Origin of the sequence: Pseudomonas vranovensis DSM 16006 (assembly GCF_000425805.1) — a bacterium.
Lineage (GTDB): Bacteria > Pseudomonadota > Gammaproteobacteria > Pseudomonadales > Pseudomonadaceae > Aquipseudomonas > Aquipseudomonas vranovensis.
The window spans coordinates 37273-53066 of record NZ_KE384455.1 but is presented as its reverse complement, the minus strand read 5'-3'; the positions used below and the strand labels follow the sequence as shown (position 1 = coordinate 53066).

General features: G+C 61.0%; 15 protein-coding genes. 6 read left to right on the top strand and 9 right to left on the bottom strand.

Features of this window, described 5'->3' with window-relative positions; genetic code table 11:
- The 4 genes from H621_RS0121245 to gloB form a co-directional block, all read right to left on the bottom strand.
- Positions 1-1854, bottom strand: a complete 1854-nt coding sequence (locus tag H621_RS0121245) for an extracellular solute-binding protein (protein WP_028945296.1) — start codon at positions 1852-1854, stop codon at positions 1-3.
- Entirely contained in the window at positions 1851-3683 is a 1833-nt protein-coding gene (locus H621_RS0121240; RefSeq protein WP_028945295.1) for an extracellular solute-binding protein, read from the bottom strand. Before H621_RS0121240 ends, H621_RS0121245 begins: the two co-directional genes overlap by 4 nt.
- Positions 3684-3805: 122 nt before the next feature.
- Positions 3806-5224, bottom strand: coding sequence for a transglycosylase SLT domain-containing protein (locus H621_RS0121235; protein WP_028945294.1), 1419 nt, complete (start codon positions 5222-5224; stop codon positions 3806-3808).
- Positions 5225-5323: 99 nt separating this feature from the next.
- On the bottom strand, positions 5324-6103 hold the full coding sequence (gloB, locus tag H621_RS0121230) for a hydroxyacylglutathione hydrolase (protein WP_028945293.1): 780 nt from the start codon (positions 6101-6103) through the stop codon (positions 5324-5326).
- Between the two features lie 79 nt (positions 6104-6182).
- Here gloB and H621_RS0121225 point away from each other — a divergent pair, with 79 nt between their 5' ends.
- From H621_RS0121225 to H621_RS0121210, 4 genes are all read left to right on the top strand, one after another.
- Positions 6183-6941, top strand: coding sequence for a methyltransferase domain-containing protein (locus H621_RS0121225; protein ID WP_028945292.1), 759 nt, complete (start codon positions 6183-6185; stop codon positions 6939-6941).
- Positions 6942-6989: 48 nt separating this feature from the next.
- Positions 6990-7433 (top strand): ribonuclease HI, encoded by a 444-nt coding sequence (rnhA, locus tag H621_RS0121220; protein WP_028945291.1) that lies wholly within the window; start codon positions 6990-6992, stop codon positions 7431-7433.
- A gap of 76 nt (positions 7434-7509) precedes the next feature.
- Positions 7510-8259, top strand: coding sequence for a DNA polymerase III subunit epsilon (gene dnaQ, locus H621_RS0121215; protein WP_028945290.1), 750 nt, complete (start codon positions 7510-7512; stop codon positions 8257-8259).
- Between the two features lie 77 nt (positions 8260-8336).
- The gene (locus tag H621_RS0121210) at positions 8337-10592 is read left to right on the top strand and encodes an arginine/lysine/ornithine decarboxylase (protein WP_028945289.1); all 2256 of its coding nucleotides are present in this window, start codon (positions 8337-8339) and stop codon (positions 10590-10592) included.
- Between the two features lie 6 nt (positions 10593-10598).
- On the opposite strand, the gene H621_RS0121205 is transcribed toward H621_RS0121210, so the two are convergent.
- Complete coding sequence (locus H621_RS0121205; protein WP_028945288.1) at positions 10599-10817, bottom strand: hypothetical protein; 219 nt, start codon at positions 10815-10817, stop codon at positions 10599-10601.
- A 151-nt stretch (positions 10818-10968) separates the two neighbouring features.
- Between H621_RS0121205 and H621_RS0121200 the strand changes: the two genes are divergently transcribed.
- Positions 10969-11523, top strand: coding sequence for an NADPH-dependent FMN reductase (locus H621_RS0121200; RefSeq protein WP_028945287.1), 555 nt, complete (start codon positions 10969-10971; stop codon positions 11521-11523).
- 89 nt (positions 11524-11612) lie between these two features.
- Here the strand turns inward: H621_RS0121200 and H621_RS0121195 are convergent, their stop codons facing one another.
- From H621_RS0121195 to H621_RS0121180, 4 genes are all read right to left on the bottom strand, one after another.
- A complete protein-coding gene (locus tag H621_RS0121195; protein ID WP_256585949.1) occupies positions 11613-11945 on the bottom strand; it encodes an NEL-type E3 ubiquitin ligase domain-containing protein in 333 nt (110 codons plus the stop codon).
- 20 nt (positions 11946-11965) lie between these two features.
- Entirely contained in the window at positions 11966-12547 is a 582-nt protein-coding gene (locus H621_RS0121190; protein WP_156905649.1) for a dermonecrotic toxin domain-containing protein, read from the bottom strand.
- A 227-nt stretch (positions 12548-12774) separates the two neighbouring features.
- The gene (gene phnX, locus H621_RS0121185; RefSeq protein ID WP_028945284.1) at positions 12775-13602 is read right to left on the bottom strand and encodes a phosphonoacetaldehyde hydrolase; all 828 of its coding nucleotides are present in this window, start codon (positions 13600-13602) and stop codon (positions 12775-12777) included.
- A 50-nt stretch (positions 13603-13652) separates the two neighbouring features.
- Positions 13653-14759, bottom strand: a complete 1107-nt coding sequence (locus H621_RS0121180) for a 2-aminoethylphosphonate--pyruvate transaminase (RefSeq protein WP_028945283.1) — start codon at positions 14757-14759, stop codon at positions 13653-13655.
- 112 nt (positions 14760-14871) lie between these two features.
- On the opposite strand from H621_RS0121180, the gene H621_RS0121175 reads away from it, so the two are divergent.
- Positions 14872-15735, top strand: a complete 864-nt coding sequence (locus H621_RS0121175) for a LysR substrate-binding domain-containing protein (RefSeq protein WP_028945282.1) — start codon at positions 14872-14874, stop codon at positions 15733-15735.
- The last annotated feature ends 59 nt before the right edge of the window (positions 15736-15794 follow it).

Sequence of the window (15794 nt, the reverse complement as noted above, 5' to 3'; positions counted from 1 at the left end):
CTAGTGTGCACCTTCTGCAGGTGGCGCTTCAGGTGCAGGTGTCAGTTGCACGGCGGGTTGGACGTCAGGCTTTATCCACCAGGTATTGATGCCGATGTCGTACTTGGGCGACACCTTCGGGTGACCGATATGGTTCCAGTAAGCCACCCGCCAGGTCTTGATATGCCAGTTGGGGATCACGTAGTAGCCCCATTGCAGTACCCGGTCCAGGGCACGGCAGTACTCGATCAGGCTTTGCCTGGAGTCGGCGTTGATCAGGCCTTCGACCAGGCTGTCGATGGCAGGGTCCTTCAAGCCGATGAAGTTGCGGCTGCCGGGATTGTCGGCCGCAGCACTCTGCCAGAACTCGCGCTGCTCGTTGCCAGGCGAATTGGACTGAGGGTAGCCACCGACAATCATGTCGAAGTCACGCGAACGCAGGCGATTGATGTACTGGGAGACGTCGACCCGGCGAATCACCAGGTCGATGCCTAGGTCGGCGAGGTTGCGCTTGAAGGGCAGCAGGACACGCTCGAATTCGGTCTGGGCCAGCAGGAACTCAATGGATACCGGCTTGCCCTGGGTGTCGACCATCTTGTCGTCGACGATGCGCCAGCCGGCATCCTGCAGCAGTTTGTAGGCCTTGCGTTGTTGCTCGCGGATCATGCCACTGCCATCGGTGACCGGGTTGGCAAAGGCCTGGGTGAACACTTGCTCGGGAATCTTGCCGCGCAACGGTTCGAGGATTTTCAGCTCTGCGGCATCCGGCAGGCCCCGGGCGGCCATCTCCGAGTTTTCAAAGTAACTGCCGGTGCGGGTGTAGGCGCCATTGAACAGCTGTTTGTTGGTCCACTCGAAGTCCATCAGCAGGCTGAGCGCCTCGCGTACACGCACGTCCTGGAATACGGGGCGGCGGATGTTGTAGACAAAGCCCTGCATGCCGGTCGGGTTGCCGTTGGGCAGATCTTCGAGGATCAGCCGTTTTTGCCGCACGGCGGGCACATCATAGGCGGTGGCCCAGCTCTTGGCTGCGGTTTCCAGGCGATAGTCGAACTGACCGGCTTTCAGCGCCTCAAGTGCCACGGAGCTGTCACGGTAGTAGTCGGTGGTCATGACGTCGAAGTTATAGAAACCGCGGTTGACGGCCAGGTCCTTGCCCCAGTAGTCCTTGACCCGCTCGTAGCGGATCGAGCGCCCGGCTTTGACATCGGCAACCTTGTAAGGGCCGCTGCCCAGCGGGATTTCCAGGTTGCCCTTGGTGAACTCGCGGTTTTCCCACCAGTGCTTGGGCAGCACCGGCAACTGGCCGAGGATCAATGGCAACTCGCGATTGTTGCTGTGCTTGAACTTGAACAGCACGCGCTGCGGGTCTTCGGCGATGACTTCGGCAACGTCGGCGTAATAGTTGCGAAACAACGGTGCGCCGCTCTTGATCAGGGTGTTGAAGGTGAACACTACATCGTCGGCGTGAATCGGATGGCCATCATGAAAGCGGGCTTCGGGGCGCAGGTAGAAACGCACCCAGCTGTTGTCCGGCGCCTTTTCGATCTTGCCTGCGACCAGACCGTACTCGGTGAACGGCTCATCCAGGCTCTGAGTCATCAGTGTGTCGTAGATCAGCGAGATGTCATCGGCCGGCACACCCTTGTTGATGAAAGGGTTGAGACTGTCGAAGCCGCCAAAGCCAGCCTGGCGGAAGGTACCGCCCTTGGGCGCATCCGGGTTGACGTAGTCGAAGTGCTTGAAGTTGGCCGGATATTTCGGGGCCTCGTCGTACAGCGTCAGGGCATGTTGCGGGGCGGCCAGCGCCTGGGCACTGAAGCAGGCCAGCAGCAAGGCGCAGGCCTTCAGGCGAAGGCTTTGCAGTGACATCATTGGGCTTTCTCCGAAGGCTTTATCCACCAGCTGTTGAGCCCCAGGGTATAGGGCGGCGTGGTGACGAAGGCGAACCGGTTGCGGTAGGCCAGGCGGTGATTGTCCAGGTACCAGTTGGGGATCATGTAGTAGTGCCAGAGCAATACCCGGTCCAGGGCGCGAGCCGCCGCCGCTTGTTCATCGCGGCTCTGGGCGGCAAGCAGGGTGTCGAGCAGGTGATCGACCACCGGGTCCTTCACGCCAGCATAGTTCTTGCTGCCCTTGGTCGTGGCCTGGCTTGAGTGAAAGTACAACCATTGTTCAAGGCCGGGACTGAGGGTCTGGTTCAATGTCATCAGAATCATGTCGAAGTCGAATTGGTCCAGGCGCTGTTTGTACTGGGCCCGGTCGACAGTGCGCAAGCGCGCTTCGATGCCGATGCTGGCGAGATTTTCGACATAAGGTTGCAGGATCCGTTCAAGGTTCGGATTAACCAGCAGCAATTCGAGCTTCAACGGTTTGCCATGGCTGTCGAGCAGGCGCTGGCCGTTCAGTTTCCAGCCGGCCTGGGCCAGCAGGTTCAGCGCCTGGCGCAGGGTCTGGCGGTTGATGCCGCGGCCATCGGTATGGCTGACCTTGTAAGGCTCGGTGAACAGGGCGGCGGGCAACTGGTCGCGATAGGGGGCCAGCAGCAACCATTCCTTACCCACCGGCAGGCCGCTGGCAGCAAACTCGCTGTTGGGGTAATAGCTGCTGGCGCGACGGTAGGCGCTGCTGAACAGGGCGCGGTTGGTCCACTCGAAATCCAGCATCAGGCTCAAGGCTTGGCGTACCCGCGCATCGCTGAAGGCAGCGCGGCGGCTGTTCATGAACAAGCCCTGGGTCTGGGTCGGGATCTTGTGCGGTATCTGCGCCTTGATCACTTCGCCGCGACGCACGGCCGGGAAGTTGTAGCCATTGGCCCAGTTCTTGGCCTGGTGCTCGATGTAGATATCGAACTCGCCAGCCTTGAACGCCTCGAAGGCCACGGCAGCGTCACGGTAGAACTCGTACTCGACCTTAGCGAAGTTGTATTTGCCGCGATTGACGGCCAGGTCCTTGCCCCAGTAGTCCTTGACCCGCTCGAATACCAGCCGGCGCCCGGGCTGGACCTGGGTGATATGGTACGGGCCACTGCCCAGCGGTGGCTCGAAGGTGGTGGCCTTGAAGTCGCGACCCTTCCAGTAGTGTGCCGGCAACACCGGCATTTCACCCAGGCGCAGGATCAGCAGGGGGTTGCCGGCGCGCTTGAAGACAAAACGGATACGGCGCGGGTTGAGAATGTCGACTCGCTGCACTTCCTGCAGGTTGGTGCGGTAGATCGGGTGACCTTCCTTGAGCAGCGTGCGGTACGAGAATGCCACGTCGTCGGCGGTGATCGGGTGCCCGTCGTGAAAGCGGGCTTCAGGGCGCAGGTTGAACACCACCCAACTGCGGTCGTCACTGTACTCGACCGAGCCGGCGATCAGGCCATAGCTGGAGGTGGGTTCGTCGCCTGAGGGGTCGTACTGGCCGGTGCCGACCATGAGGGTTTCGTTGAACTCGTTTACCCCGTACTGCAGGAAATTAGGGGTGGTGACCGGGCTTGAACCCTTGAAGGTGTAGGGGTTGAGGGTATCGAAGGTGCCAAAAGCCATGGCACGCAAGGTGCCGCCCTTGGGCGCTTGCGGATTGACCCAGTCGAAGTGGGTGAATTTGGCTGGATACTTGAGCGTGCCAAACTGGGCGTAACCGTGGCTTTCGGTGATTGTCGCGCCCGCAGGAAAGCTCAAGGCCAGGCTGAATGACAGCAACAGGAGGGGACGTATCAAGTCGGCGATCCGATCCAGGCGGCTTGGGCTTTGTTCCAACTACAGTAACAGCTTGTATCGGCTGGAAAAAGAGGCCGCCAGGATGCTTGATGCCGCGCCAGTCATTGGCTGGCGCCGGGTGCTCAATGCGGTACGTAGACGGTCAGGGTCTGGCCCGGCTTGAGGGCGTGGCCGCTGCGTGGATTCCAGCGTTTGAGGTGTTGCATCTCAACGTTGAAGCGCTTGGCGACCAGGTACAGGGAGTCGCCCTTGCGGACCTTGTACTGGGTAGGCTTTTTCGAGTCCTTGCCCTGGACAGGCTGGGCACCCTGCATCACCAGGGTCTGGCCAGCCTTGAGGCTATGACCGGAAAGCTTGTTCCAGCGTTGCAGGTCCTTGACGCTGACCTTGTTGGCCCTGGCGATCGCGCCCAGGCTGTCGCCACGCTTGACTCGGTAGCGGCTGTTGCGGCTTGCCTTGGGCGCCGAGGCTTCGGCCAGGGCAGCCTCGAACACGGCTTTTTTCGGCTGCAACGACAGCAGCTCTTCAGGCTTCATGTTCGACAGGCTGGCGGTCAGCAGTTGCGCCTTGGCGGTCGGTACCAGCAGTTGCTGGGGACCGTCGACGGTCATGCGTTTCTTGAACGCCGGATTGAGCTGGAACAGCTCGTCTTCGTCGATCTCGGCCAGGGCCGCGACCCGCGACAGGTCCAGGCGGTCCTTGATCGCGACGGCCTCGAAGTAGGGCTCGTTGGCAATCGGGTTGAGGTTGACGCCATAGGCTTGTGGTGTCATGACCACTTGCGACAGGGCCAGCAGCTTGGGCACGTAGTCGCGGGTTTCCTGGGGCAGCGGCAGGTTCCAGTAATCGGTCGGCAGGCCGAGCCTTTCGTTGCGCTCGATGGCCCGGCTGACCGTGCCTTCGCCGGCGTTGTAGGCGGCCAGGGCCAGCAACCAGTCGCCGTTGAACATGTCGTGCAGGCGGGTCAGGTAGTTCAGTGCGGCGTTGGTCGAGGCGGTAATGTCGCGTCGACCATCATAGAAACGCGTCTGGCGCAGGTTGAAATAGCGGCCGGTGGACGGGATGAACTGCCACAACCCCACTGCATGGGCCCGCGAATAGGCCATCGGGTTGTAGGCGCTTTCGATGGCTGGCAGCAGGGCCAGTTCCAGCGGCATGTTGCGCTCTTCGAGGCGCTCGACGATGTAATGGATGTACAGGCTGCCACGGTCGCCGGCGTTCTCCAGGAAGGAGGGGTTGCTGGCGAACCACAGGCGTTGTTGTTCGATGCGCGGGTTGACGGCCATGTCGTCTTGCAGGGCGAAGCCCTGGCGCATGCGTTCCCAGACATCCTGGGGCGCCTGCTCGGCTTGCTTGACCGGGACGAACACCGGCTTTTGCTTCATCCGCGCCTGGTAGTTGTGCGCGCGAACGCTCTCGGATTCGTCGATCTGACGGGTGCTCTGGCAGCCCACGAGGGTGGCGGCCAGGGCCAGCGCACTGGCTTGGGCCAGGCGCGTCAGGGTGACGGAATTGAAGGTTCTGCGGCTAGTCGACGACATTGGCTGGGACAAAGTTCCGGGCAAAAATGTCGGGCGATTCTAGAAAGCAGCCCCCCTGTGGTCAACCTTTGAGAACTTCCGGGTCCTAGCAGCGGCTGTTTAGAACTTGTCCTTCCACGCCCTCAACCCAGCAAAAACAGCACTTGGAGTGGGGTTTATCGGGCCGGTCCGTTCGTCTAGTTTTTCTTTAACGGATGTTTCGGCAGTACGCAGGAAGGGATTGGTGAGCTTTTCCAGGGCCAGGGTTGAGGGCAACGTGATGCGATCGTGTGCGCGTAGTTGGGTAACGTCGTCGAAGCGTTGGGCAATGTGCTGGTTTTCCGGCTCCACTGCCTTGGCAAAGCGCAGATTGCTCAGGGTGTATTCGTGGGTGCAGTACACCAGGGTCTGGGCAGGCAACGCTGCCAGGCGCTCCAGGGAGTGGTGCATCTGCTCGGGCGTCCCCTCGAACAGGCGGCCGCAGCCGGCAGCAAACAAGGTGTCGCCACAGAACAGCAGTGGCGTGGCAGTTTGCCCACAATAATAGGCAATGTGCCCGAGGGTATGGCCGGGCACTGCAATGATCTGGAATTCCAGGCCCAGAACGCGCACGCTGGCGTTATCGTCCAGGGCCAAGTCACGGCCGGGGATGCGCTCGTGCGCGGGGCCGCACACCCGGGCACCCGTGGCGGCCCTGAGCTGCTCGACACCGCCCACGTGGTCATGGTGGTGATGGGTGACAAGAATGTCGCTCAGTTGCCACCCCGCATGGCCTTTGAGCCAGGCCAGTACCGGCGCCGCATCGCCCGGGTCGACCACTGCACAGCGCTGGTTGGCAGAATCCTGTAACAACCAGATGTAGTTATCGGTGAAAGCGGGCAGGGCATCGATCTGTATCATGGTGCGATTCGCCAAACGTTGGACATGGGTGCATCTTAGTAGCTATGCACGCTGTCGAGAACCTTCAAGGGAGACTGCAATGACCGATCAAGCCTTTGCCCAGGCCGATCCGCAGTGGCTGGAGCTGATCAGCCTGGCCCGCGACTGGTTCGCCGGCCCTCTGGGGCAGTTGATGCTTCACGAAGAACAACGCTTGCTCGAAGAAGAACTGGGGCGCTACTTCGGTGGTTACCTGGTGCATTACGGCCCTTGCGCCGAAGCGCCACCCAAGGCTGCGCAGGTGCAGCGCAACGTGCGTCTGGGCGCGCCGTTGCCGGGCGTGGAGATCGTCTGCGAAGAGCAGGCCTGGCCGCTGAGCGAGCATGCGGCCGACGTGGTGGTGCTCCAGCACGGCCTGGACTTCAGCCTCTCGCCCCATGGGTTGTTGCGCGAAGCGGCCAGCAGCGTCCGTCCGGGTGGTCACCTGCTGATCATCGGGATCAATCCCTGGAGCAGCTGGGGCGTGCGTCGCGTGTTCGCCCATGATGCCTTGCGCAAGGCCCGCTGCATTTCCCCTTCGCGGGTCGGTGACTGGCTCAACCTGTTGGGCTTTGCGCTGGAGAAACGCCGCTTCGGGTGCTATCGTCCGCCGCTCGCGTCCCCCGCCTGGCAGCAGCGCCTGGCTGGCTGGGAGCGGATTGCCGGTGGCTGGCAGGGTGCCGGCGGCGGTGTCTACCTGCTGGTGGCGCGCAAGATGGTGGTTGGCTTGCGACCGCTGCGCCTGGAGCGCCGCGAGCCGATGGGCAAACTGCTGCCATTGCCGATGGCCAAGGTCAACCGGCGCCATTCCGAACCTTGAGCCCGAGCCCCTTGGGTGCGGGTGTCCTCACTGTTAAATAGGCTGTACATGAGCGATAGCGTCGAAATCTTTACCGATGGTGCCTGCAAGGGCAATCCCGGCCCGGGCGGCTGGGGTGTGCTGATGGTGTGCAAGGGCGTCGAGAAAGAGTTGTGGGGCGGCGAGCCCAACACCACCAACAATCGCATGGAGCTGATGGCTGCGATCAAGGGGCTCGAAGCGCTCAAGCGCGAATGCGAGGTGTTGTTGGTCACCGACTCGCAGTATGTGATGAAGGGCATCACCGAGTGGATGGTCAACTGGAAGAAGCGCGGCTGGAAGACCGCTGCCAAGGAACCGGTGAAAAACGCCGACCTCTGGCAACTGCTCGATGAGCAGGTGAATCGACACAAGGTGAGTTGGAAGTGGGTGCGCGGGCATGTGGGCCATCACGGCAACGAGCGTGCCGACCAGTTGGCCAACCGCGGCGTCGAAGAGCTGCGTGGCCGCTGAAACGCACACCGGCATCACGCTGAGGTAGAATGCCCGGCTTTCACCAGACCGCTGTACGCAACAGGAGACCACCGGCGTGGAGATTCAGAACAACAGGTCGGTCGTCTTGGACACCGAAACCACCGGTATGCCGGTTACCGACGGCCACCGGATCATCGAGATCGGCTGTGTCGAGCTGATCGGCAGGCGCCTCACCGGACGGCACTTTCACGTCTACCTGCAGCCGGACCGCGAAAGTGACGAGGGCGCCATTGGCGTTCACGGCATCACCGACGCTTTCCTGGTCGACAAACCTCGTTTTGCCGAAGTCGCCGATGAGTTCTTCGACTTCATCCAGGGCGCCCAGCTGATCATCCATAACGCGGCGTTCGACGTTGGCTTCATCAACAACGAGTTCGCCCTGGTCGGCCAACCTGATCGCGCCGATATCTCCCAGCACTGCACCATCCTCGATACCCTGGTGATGGCCCGTGGCCGTCATCCAGGGCAGCGCAACAGCCTCGACGCCCTGTGCAAACGCTATGGCGTCGACAACTCCGGTCGCGACCTGCACGGCGCCTTGCTTGACTCGGAGCTGCTGGCCGACGTTTACCTGAACATGACCGGTGGCCAGACCAGCTTGTCGCTGGCCGGGCAGGGGGCTGATGGCGAGGAAAACAGTGAAAACAGTCGCGGCAGCGAAATCCGCCGCCTCGTGGGTCGTCAGCCGGGGCGGATCATCCGCGTTACCGAGCAAGAACTGGAAGCCCACGTAGCACGCCTGGAGGCTGTCGCCAAATCGGCGGGTAGCCCGGCATTGTGGCAGCAGATGTCCGAGGCCAACTGAGGCAATCGCCGCGCAAGGGGGGCAGCCAGCTTCTACCCTGAAATGACCGACCCGTCATTCGGAGCAGGCACCCCCTCATGTACAAGGACCTCAAGTTTCCTGTCCTGATCGTTCACCGCGATATCAAGGCCGATACGGTAGCCGGCGAGCGTGTCCGCGGTATTGCCCAGGAGCTGGCCCAGGACGGCTTCACCATTCTTGCCGCCACCGACTACGCCGAAGGCCGCCAGGTCGTATCTAGTCATCACGGCCTCGCCTGCATGTTGATCGCTGCCGAAGGCGCCGAAGAAAACCCCCACCTCTTGCATAACCTGGTCGATCTGATTCGCCTGGCCCGGCTGCGTGCGCCGCATTTGCCGATCTTCGCGCTGGGCGAGCAAGTGACACTGGAAAACGCCCCTGCCGACGTGATGAGTGAGCTGAACCAGCTACGCGGCATTCTTTACTTGTTCGAGGACACCGTCCCCTTCCTGGCCCGCCAGGTGGCGCGCGCAGCACACACCTACCTGGACGCGCTGCTGCCGCCATTTTTCAGGGCGCTGGTGCAGCACACTGCGCAATCCAACTACTCCTGGCACACGCCGGGGCACGGTGGTGGCGTGGCCTACCGGAAAAGCCCGGTGGGCCTGGCGTTCCATCAGTTCTTTGGTGAGAACACGTTGCGCTCGGACTTGTCGGTGTCGGTGCCTGAACTGGGTTCGCTGCTGGACCACACCGGTCCCTTGGCGGCAGCCGAAGCGCGGGCGGCAAAGAATTTTGGCGCCGATCACACCTTCTTTGTGATCAACGGCACCTCAACTGCCAACAAGATCGTCTGGCACTCGATGGTCGGGCGCGATGACCTGGTGCTGGTGGACCGCAACTGCCACAAGTCGGTGGTCCACGCGATCATCATGACCGGTGCCATCCCCTTGTACCTGTGCCCGGAGCGCAACGAACTGGGCATCATCGGGCCGATTCCCCTGAGCGAGTTCAGCCCCGACTCCATTCGCGCCAAGATCGATGGTAACCCCTTGGCCAAGGGACGCATTGCCAAGGTCAAGATGGCGGTGGTGACCAACTCGACCTACGACGGCCTGTGCTACAACGCCGAGCTGATCAAGCAGGTGCTCGGCAATAGCGTCGAGGTGCTGCATTTTGATGAGGCCTGGTATGCCTATGCGGCGTTTCACGAATTCTTTGCCGGTCGATTCGCCATGGGTACCTCACGCAGCGCCGACAGCCCCCTGGTGTTCAGTACTCACTCGACCCACAAGCTGCTGGCAGCCTTCAGCCAAGCCTCGATGATTCATGTGCAGGACGGCGGTGCCCGACAACTGGACCGCGATCGCTTCAACGAAGCCTTCATGATGCATATATCCACCTCACCGCAATACAGCATCCTCGCCTCGCTGGATGTGGCGTCAGCCATGATGGAAGGCCCGGCTGGCCGTTCGCTGCTACAGGAAATGTTCGATGAGGCGCTGGGGTTTCGCCGGGCAATGGCCAAGCTGCGCGAGCACCTCGCTACTGATGACTGGTGGTTCAGTATCTGGCAGCCACCGCAGGTCGAAGGCGCGCACCAGGTGCGCACCGCGGACTGGCTGCTGCAGCCGCAGGCCGAATGGCACGGCTTTGGCGATGTCGGGGATGACTACGTGCTGCTCGATCCGATCAAGGTCACCCTGGTGATGCCCGGCCTCAGCGCTGGCGGTGCCTTGAGCGAGCACGGTATTCCGGCCGCGGTGGTCAGCAAGTTTCTCTGGGAACGGGGGCTGGTGGTGGAGAAGACCGGGCTCTACACCTTTCTGGTGCTCTTCTCGATGGGCATCACCAAGGGCAAGTGGAGCACCTTGTTGACCGAGCTTCTGGAATTCAAGCGCAGCTATGACGCCAATACCGACCTGCTCGACTGCCTGCCCTGTGTCGCCCAGCTGGACCCCGTGCGTTACCAGGGATTGGGGTTGCGTGACCTGTGCGACCAACTGCATGCCTGCTATCGCAGCAACGCCACCGCCAAGCAGTTGAAGCGTTTGTTCACCCGTTTGCCGGAGGTGGTGATGAAGCCCGCAGATGCCTACGACAAGCTGGTGCGTGGGGAGGTGGAAGCCGTACCGATCGATCAACTGCTGGGGCGCATTTGCGCGGTGATGCTGGTGCCTTATCCCCCGGGCATTCCATTGATCATGCCCGGCGAGCGCTTTACCGAGGCAACGCACGCGATCATTGATTACCTGGCCTTTGCTGCAGCCTTTGACACGGGGTTTCCGGGTTTTGTCGCCGACGTGCATGGCCTGCAGCACGAGACCCGCGAACAGGGGCGGGTCTATACCGTCGATTGCATCAAGGCCTGAAGCCGTTCAAGGGATGCGGATGATCTCCACGCCTGTGCGGGCCAATTCGAAGCGATCTTCGCCCAAGTGGTTGACCCGGTCGCCGATGGCCAATTTATAGGTGGTGATAGGCAGGGATGCGGCACTACCGTCGGCTTCGAGGGTGGCTTCCTGAAACTCATGGACGGGATAGATGCGGCCTTCTGCGTCCCGTGCATGAAACTGTCCGACCAGTACTGCTGTCATTTACCGTGCAACCTCTGATGAAGTGAGAATCTGTCAGGCATAGACCACTGTTTTACCGGGTAAGTTTTGCCCATTGGGAAAAAAACTTCAGCGCCGGATTGGATCATCTATACCTACAACTTCCTAATACCTTTCACGTCAGGAAATCGCCATGAGCCAGGTGTATTCGGTAGCCGTCGTCGTCGGCAGTTTGCGCAAGGAGTCGTTCAATCGCAAGGTCGCCCGTGCGCTGGCAGAGCTTGCGCCCTCGAACCTCAAGTTGACGATTGTCGAGATCGGCGACCTGCCGCTCTACAACGAAGATATCGATGTCGATCCACCGGCAGCCTACAAGACCTTTCGCGAACAGGTCCGCACCAGTGACGCGGTATTGTTTGTGACGCCGGAGTACAACCGTTCAGTGCCTGGTGTCTTGAAAAATGCCATAGACGTGGGGTCGCGGCCCTACGGTCAAAGTGCCTGGAGCGGTAAGCCCGGGGCGGTGATCAGCGTGTCGCCGGGCGCCGTGGGTGGTTTTGGCGCCAACCATCACCTGCGCCAGTCGTTGGTATTCCTTGATGTCCCCTGCATGCAACAGCCCGAGGCGTATATCGGCGGGGCCGCGACGCTGTTCGATGACAATGGCAAGCTGTCGGAGAAAGTCCGGCCATTCCTGCAGGGCTTCATCGATAAATACGCAGTATGGGTCGAACGTCATCAGGCTTGAGTCGTTCAACCTGGGGCGGGCTCAAGAACCAGAAGCCAGGGCTGGCGCCCCGGTTTCTGGCTTGGGCGGCCAGTGCCCGTGATGTTTGTTCATGGTTGCGGCTGCTCCAATCCGGCGCGGTTGGTCAGTGATTCGATCAAGTTGCGCTCGTTGTTTTTGTAAATGTGCTCCAGCGCCATAATGCGCATCGACGTCGGGTCTGGATTGTCATCGGGATACAGCTCGTGAACTTCCAGAACCTGCGCCTCATAAGCGACTTTCATCGCGTTGAACTGATCGGCATGCGTTTCACGAAAATAGCCGACCCAAAAGTCTCGATGTCTGGCGTAGTCAAGGAACGGCTGGCTGCTCTCCCCCTGGCGCACACGGTTCAAGGCAGCATCCAGCTCACCTGACTGTATGTCGGCAGCGGCTTGATACAGCTGGGGGGGTAGAAGCCAGGTTATTTGCTTGCCGGGTCAACGTAGCTAGAAGTCGACGGCACGTCGATCCGAGCGCTGCTATCGGTCATTCCCCCTGACGTGGTTTCCCAGTCTTCAAAGTTTTGTAAGGCTGAAACCAGTACTGATTGAGTGGCGGCATTTATGGCCTTGGACTTCTCGACAAGCGGTTCCCGATAGGCCATAAGGAAGGACTGGGTGTCGATTACCCGTCTGGCGTGAAACAGCGAGGTGTTGCGGACATCGACGTCCAGGCCGAAGCGCTCTTTGAGCGTCGCCTTGAGTAAAGGCTCGGCATAGTTTTCAGGTGATGGCAGTTGCGCGAGAACGGTTTTGATCTGCTGTTCAAGTTGGTAATGGCGACTAGAGGACTCCACAAGCGCCTGAACAATGCCTGGCTTTTCGCGTCGTGCCACAGCCAGCCACGCTGGCATTTCAGGGGCGGTCTGGCGAAGTGCCTGGTGCATTGCCGACGGCGCATTGATGAGCCAAGTCGGTAGAGAATATTTCAGCAAGTCGTAATGAGGATTGGTTTTGCCGGATTGTGCGGTGGAGGGTGTAGGAAACTCATTGGATGTGGACATGCTAAATAACCTTCTTCCTTGAGTGGGTCTATGAGCATGGCGGCGTGATCTCAACGAAAAAAGTTCAATTTATACAGGGTAGATCGATCGGCTCGATCTAATACTTGAGTGCATTCAGACTATACATAACGCCGCATGATTTGAATGTGATGATGGCCGGGTAAATGAAAAGAGCACGTAGGCCAGTAGGCGCTACGTGCTCTTTTATGGCTGCTCAGTCAGAACGCTTATACCGCCTGTGGCATTTCGCCGCGCGCCAGACGACGGTTGATATCGGCAATCACCTCCGGCAGCTCATTGATGGTGTCGATCAAGTAGTGCGGGCGCGAGCCTTCGAACAGGGCATGGATGCGCTTGCGCTCGCTGTCGAGTTTGTCCGAGGCCAGGGCGCGATAGCCTTCATAGGTCAAGCCCAGGGCGTTGCCCGAGCACACCAGCGCCACGGTCCACATGCCCGCGCGGCGGCCTTCAAGAATGCCCGGTACGGTGTCGTCGACTTTCACGCACGCGGCGACATCGTCGATGCCCAGGGCAATCACGTTGGCCAGGGCCTGGGCCGGCCACGGGCGGCCGTTTGGCGTTTCATCGGTGGCGACCACATGGTCGGCGACGTAGCCGTTCTGCGCTGCCAGTTCTACCACCTTGTCCATCACTACTTTCGGGTAGCCGGAGCACGAACCGATCTTCAGGCCATCCTTGCGCAAGCCGGTCAAGGTGTCGAGGGCGCCCGGAATCAGCGCCGAGTGTACGGCGATCTTTTCGATCTGCAGGGGCATGAAGCGGTTGTAGATGGCTGTGACGTCATCGTCGGTCGGCGTGCGACCAAATACCTTGCGATAACGCTCGGCGATCTGCGGTTGGTCGCACAGGGTACGGATGTGGTCCCACTTGCCCATGCCCATCGGGCCACGGGCTTCTTCGATGGAGACTTCGACGTCGAATTCGGCGAAGGCCTCGACGAAAATCTGGGTCGGAGCAAAGGAGCCAAAGTCGACCACGGTGCCGGCCCAGTCGAGGATGGCGGCTTGCAGTTGAGTCGGGTTGTTGTAGTTCATGTGAAGATTCCTTGAGCGGGTCGGTTCGCAGGTTAGGTAAAGGGCAGACTTCAGATTTCCAGCACTTCCATTTCACGCAGTACCTCGGCCACGGCATTGACCGCGGCCTGCATGCCATCCGGGCCGACGCAGCCGATGCAACCGACGCGGAAGGTTTCGACCTGGGTCAGCTTGCCTGGATAGAGGATGAAACCCTTGGCCTTGACCCGTTCGTAGAAGTCCTTGAACTGATAACGCGGGTCTGTCGGGGCGTGGAAGGTGACGATGATCGGAGCCTGTATCTCGGCCGGCAGAAAACTGCGCAGGCCAATGGCCGCCATCCCATCGAGCAGGGCCTTGCAGTTGCTGGCATAGCGCTGGTGACGGGCCGGCAGGCCACCTTCTTCGTTGTATTGCAGCAGGGCCTCGTGCAACGCCGCCACCACGTGGGTCGGTGGGGTGAAGCGCCATTGGCCGGTCTTGGCCATGTAGGCGTGTTGGTCCTGCAGGTCCATGGCCAGCGACGGCGAGTTGCCCTCGGCTGCGGCCAGCGAGTCTTTGTTGGCAAAAACAAAGCCCATGCCCGGCACACCTTCAAGGCATTTGCCGGAGGCGGCGATCAGCGCGTCGAACGGTACTTCGCGTGCATCGATCGGCAGTGCGCCGAAGGAACTCATGGCGTCGATGATCAGGCGCTTGCTGTGACGGGCGATGACCTGGGCAATCTCTGGCAGCGGATTGAGGATGCCGGTGCTGGTCTCGCAGTGAATCAGCGCCACGTGGGTGATGGTGCTGTCGGCGGCCAGCAAGCGGTCGACGTCGGCGGCGGTAGTGGGTTCGTCTTCAGCGGTTTCAAAGGTGCTGTAGGCGCGACCCAGGACCTTGCAGATCTTTGCCAGGCGCTGGCCGTACGCACCGTTGATCAGTACCAGGACCTTGCCATCGCGGGGCACCAGGGTGCCGATTGCGGCTTCCACGGCAAAGGTTCCGCTGCCCTGCAAGGGGACGCAGTGGTGGCTGTCGGCGCCGCCGACGATGGCCAGCAGTTGCTCGCACAGGCTGGCGGTCAGTTGGTTGAAGTCACGATCCCAGGAGCCCCAGTCCACCATCATTGCTTGGCGGGTGCGGGCTGAGGTGGTCAGTGGGCCGGGGGTCAGCAGGATTGGGGCGTTACTCATTCCGGTGGTCCTCACAAGCGGTGGGCTGAATCTACGGGACCTAAGTTGCAATTCTGCGCGCCATCAATCAAATTGTTTGTTGTTATGCCAACCATAAGTCAGGCTGATAGATATGAACCTGTTCCAGCTCCGCGCTTTCGATGCTGTCGCCCGTGAGGGCAGCTTTACCCGTGCGGCCAGCCGCTTGTTCATCAGCCAGCCGGCCGTCACCGGGCATATCAAGGCGCTGGAGGAGCACTACCAGATCACCCTGTTGCGGCGTACCGCGCGTCGGGTCGAGCTGACGGAGGAGGGGATTCGCCTGGCGGCGATCACCCGCGCCATGTTTGGCCTGGCTGAAGAAGCACAAGCCATGCTCGAGGCCAATCGCCAGCTGCTCACCGGGCGCCTGGAGGTGGCCGCCGACGGCCCGCACCGGGTCATGCCGATGCTGGCCAAGCTGCGCGCGCGTTACCCGGGGGTTACTGTCAACCTGCGCCTGGGCAATGCTCAGGAAACCCTGGCTGCACTGTTGTCCGAACATGCCGACGTGGCGGTCATGACCGAAGTGGAACCTCGTAAGGGGCTGCATTTGCAGAATCTTGGCGACTCACGGATCTGTGCCTTGCTGCCTGCCGGCCACCCGTGGGCGAAGGAGCCTTGGGCGCTGCAGATCAGTGCGCTGAACCAGCAGATCATGGTGCTGCGCGAGCCCAGTTCGATCACCCGGCGCACGTTCGATCAGGCTTGCAGCGAGGCCCAGGTGCAGCCACGGGTGCTGCTCGAATTGGACAGCCGCGAGGCGGTGACCGAGGCGGTGGCGGCAGAGCTGGGTATCGGCATAGTCTCCTCGGTTGAAATCAGCCACGACCCGCGGGTGGTCGCCCGGCCCATAGTCGGGCCTGGCCTGGTCAACCAGCACATGCTCGGCTGCCTGGAGCGGCGTCGTGAACTGCGCCTGATCCAGGCGTTCCTGAGCCTGGCCGCGGCCATTTGAGGCGGGGCTGGCATTTTCCGGGCGGGCCCCTAAGATGGCCCTCACATAAAGACAGGCAG

Bases quoted from the DNA above. Each gene is read 5' to 3' on its own strand.
- H621_RS0121245 (WP_028945296.1), bottom strand. From the start codon at position 1,854: ATGATGTCACTGCAAAGCCTTCGCCTGAAGGCCTGCGCCTTGCTGCTG.
- H621_RS0121235 (WP_028945294.1), bottom strand. From the start codon at position 5,224: ATGTCGTCGACTAGCCGCAGAACCTTCAATTCCGTCACCCTGACGCGC.
- gloB (WP_028945293.1), bottom strand. From the start codon at position 6,103: ATGATACAGATCGATGCCCTGCCCGCTTTCACCGATAACTACATCTGG.
- H621_RS0121225 (WP_028945292.1), top strand. From the start codon at position 6,183: ATGACCGATCAAGCCTTTGCCCAGGCCGATCCGCAGTGGCTGGAGCTG.
- rnhA (WP_028945291.1), top strand. From the start codon at position 6,990: ATGAGCGATAGCGTCGAAATCTTTACCGATGGTGCCTGCAAGGGCAAT.
- H621_RS0121210 (WP_028945289.1), top strand. From the start codon at position 8,337: ATGTACAAGGACCTCAAGTTTCCTGTCCTGATCGTTCACCGCGATATC.
- H621_RS0121205 (WP_028945288.1), bottom strand. From the start codon at position 10,817: ATGACAGCAGTACTGGTCGGACAGTTTCATGCACGGGACGCAGAAGGC.
- H621_RS0121200 (WP_028945287.1), top strand. From the start codon at position 10,969: ATGAGCCAGGTGTATTCGGTAGCCGTCGTCGTCGGCAGTTTGCGCAAG.
- H621_RS0121190 (WP_156905649.1), bottom strand. From the start codon at position 12,547: ATGTCCACATCCAATGAGTTTCCTACACCCTCCACCGCACAATCCGGC.
- phnX (WP_028945284.1), bottom strand. From the start codon at position 13,602: ATGAACTACAACAACCCGACTCAACTGCAAGCCGCCATCCTCGACTGG.
- H621_RS0121180 (WP_028945283.1), bottom strand. From the start codon at position 14,759: ATGAGTAACGCCCCAATCCTGCTGACCCCCGGCCCACTGACCACCTCA.
- H621_RS0121175 (WP_028945282.1), top strand. From the start codon at position 14,872: ATGAACCTGTTCCAGCTCCGCGCTTTCGATGCTGTCGCCCGTGAGGGC.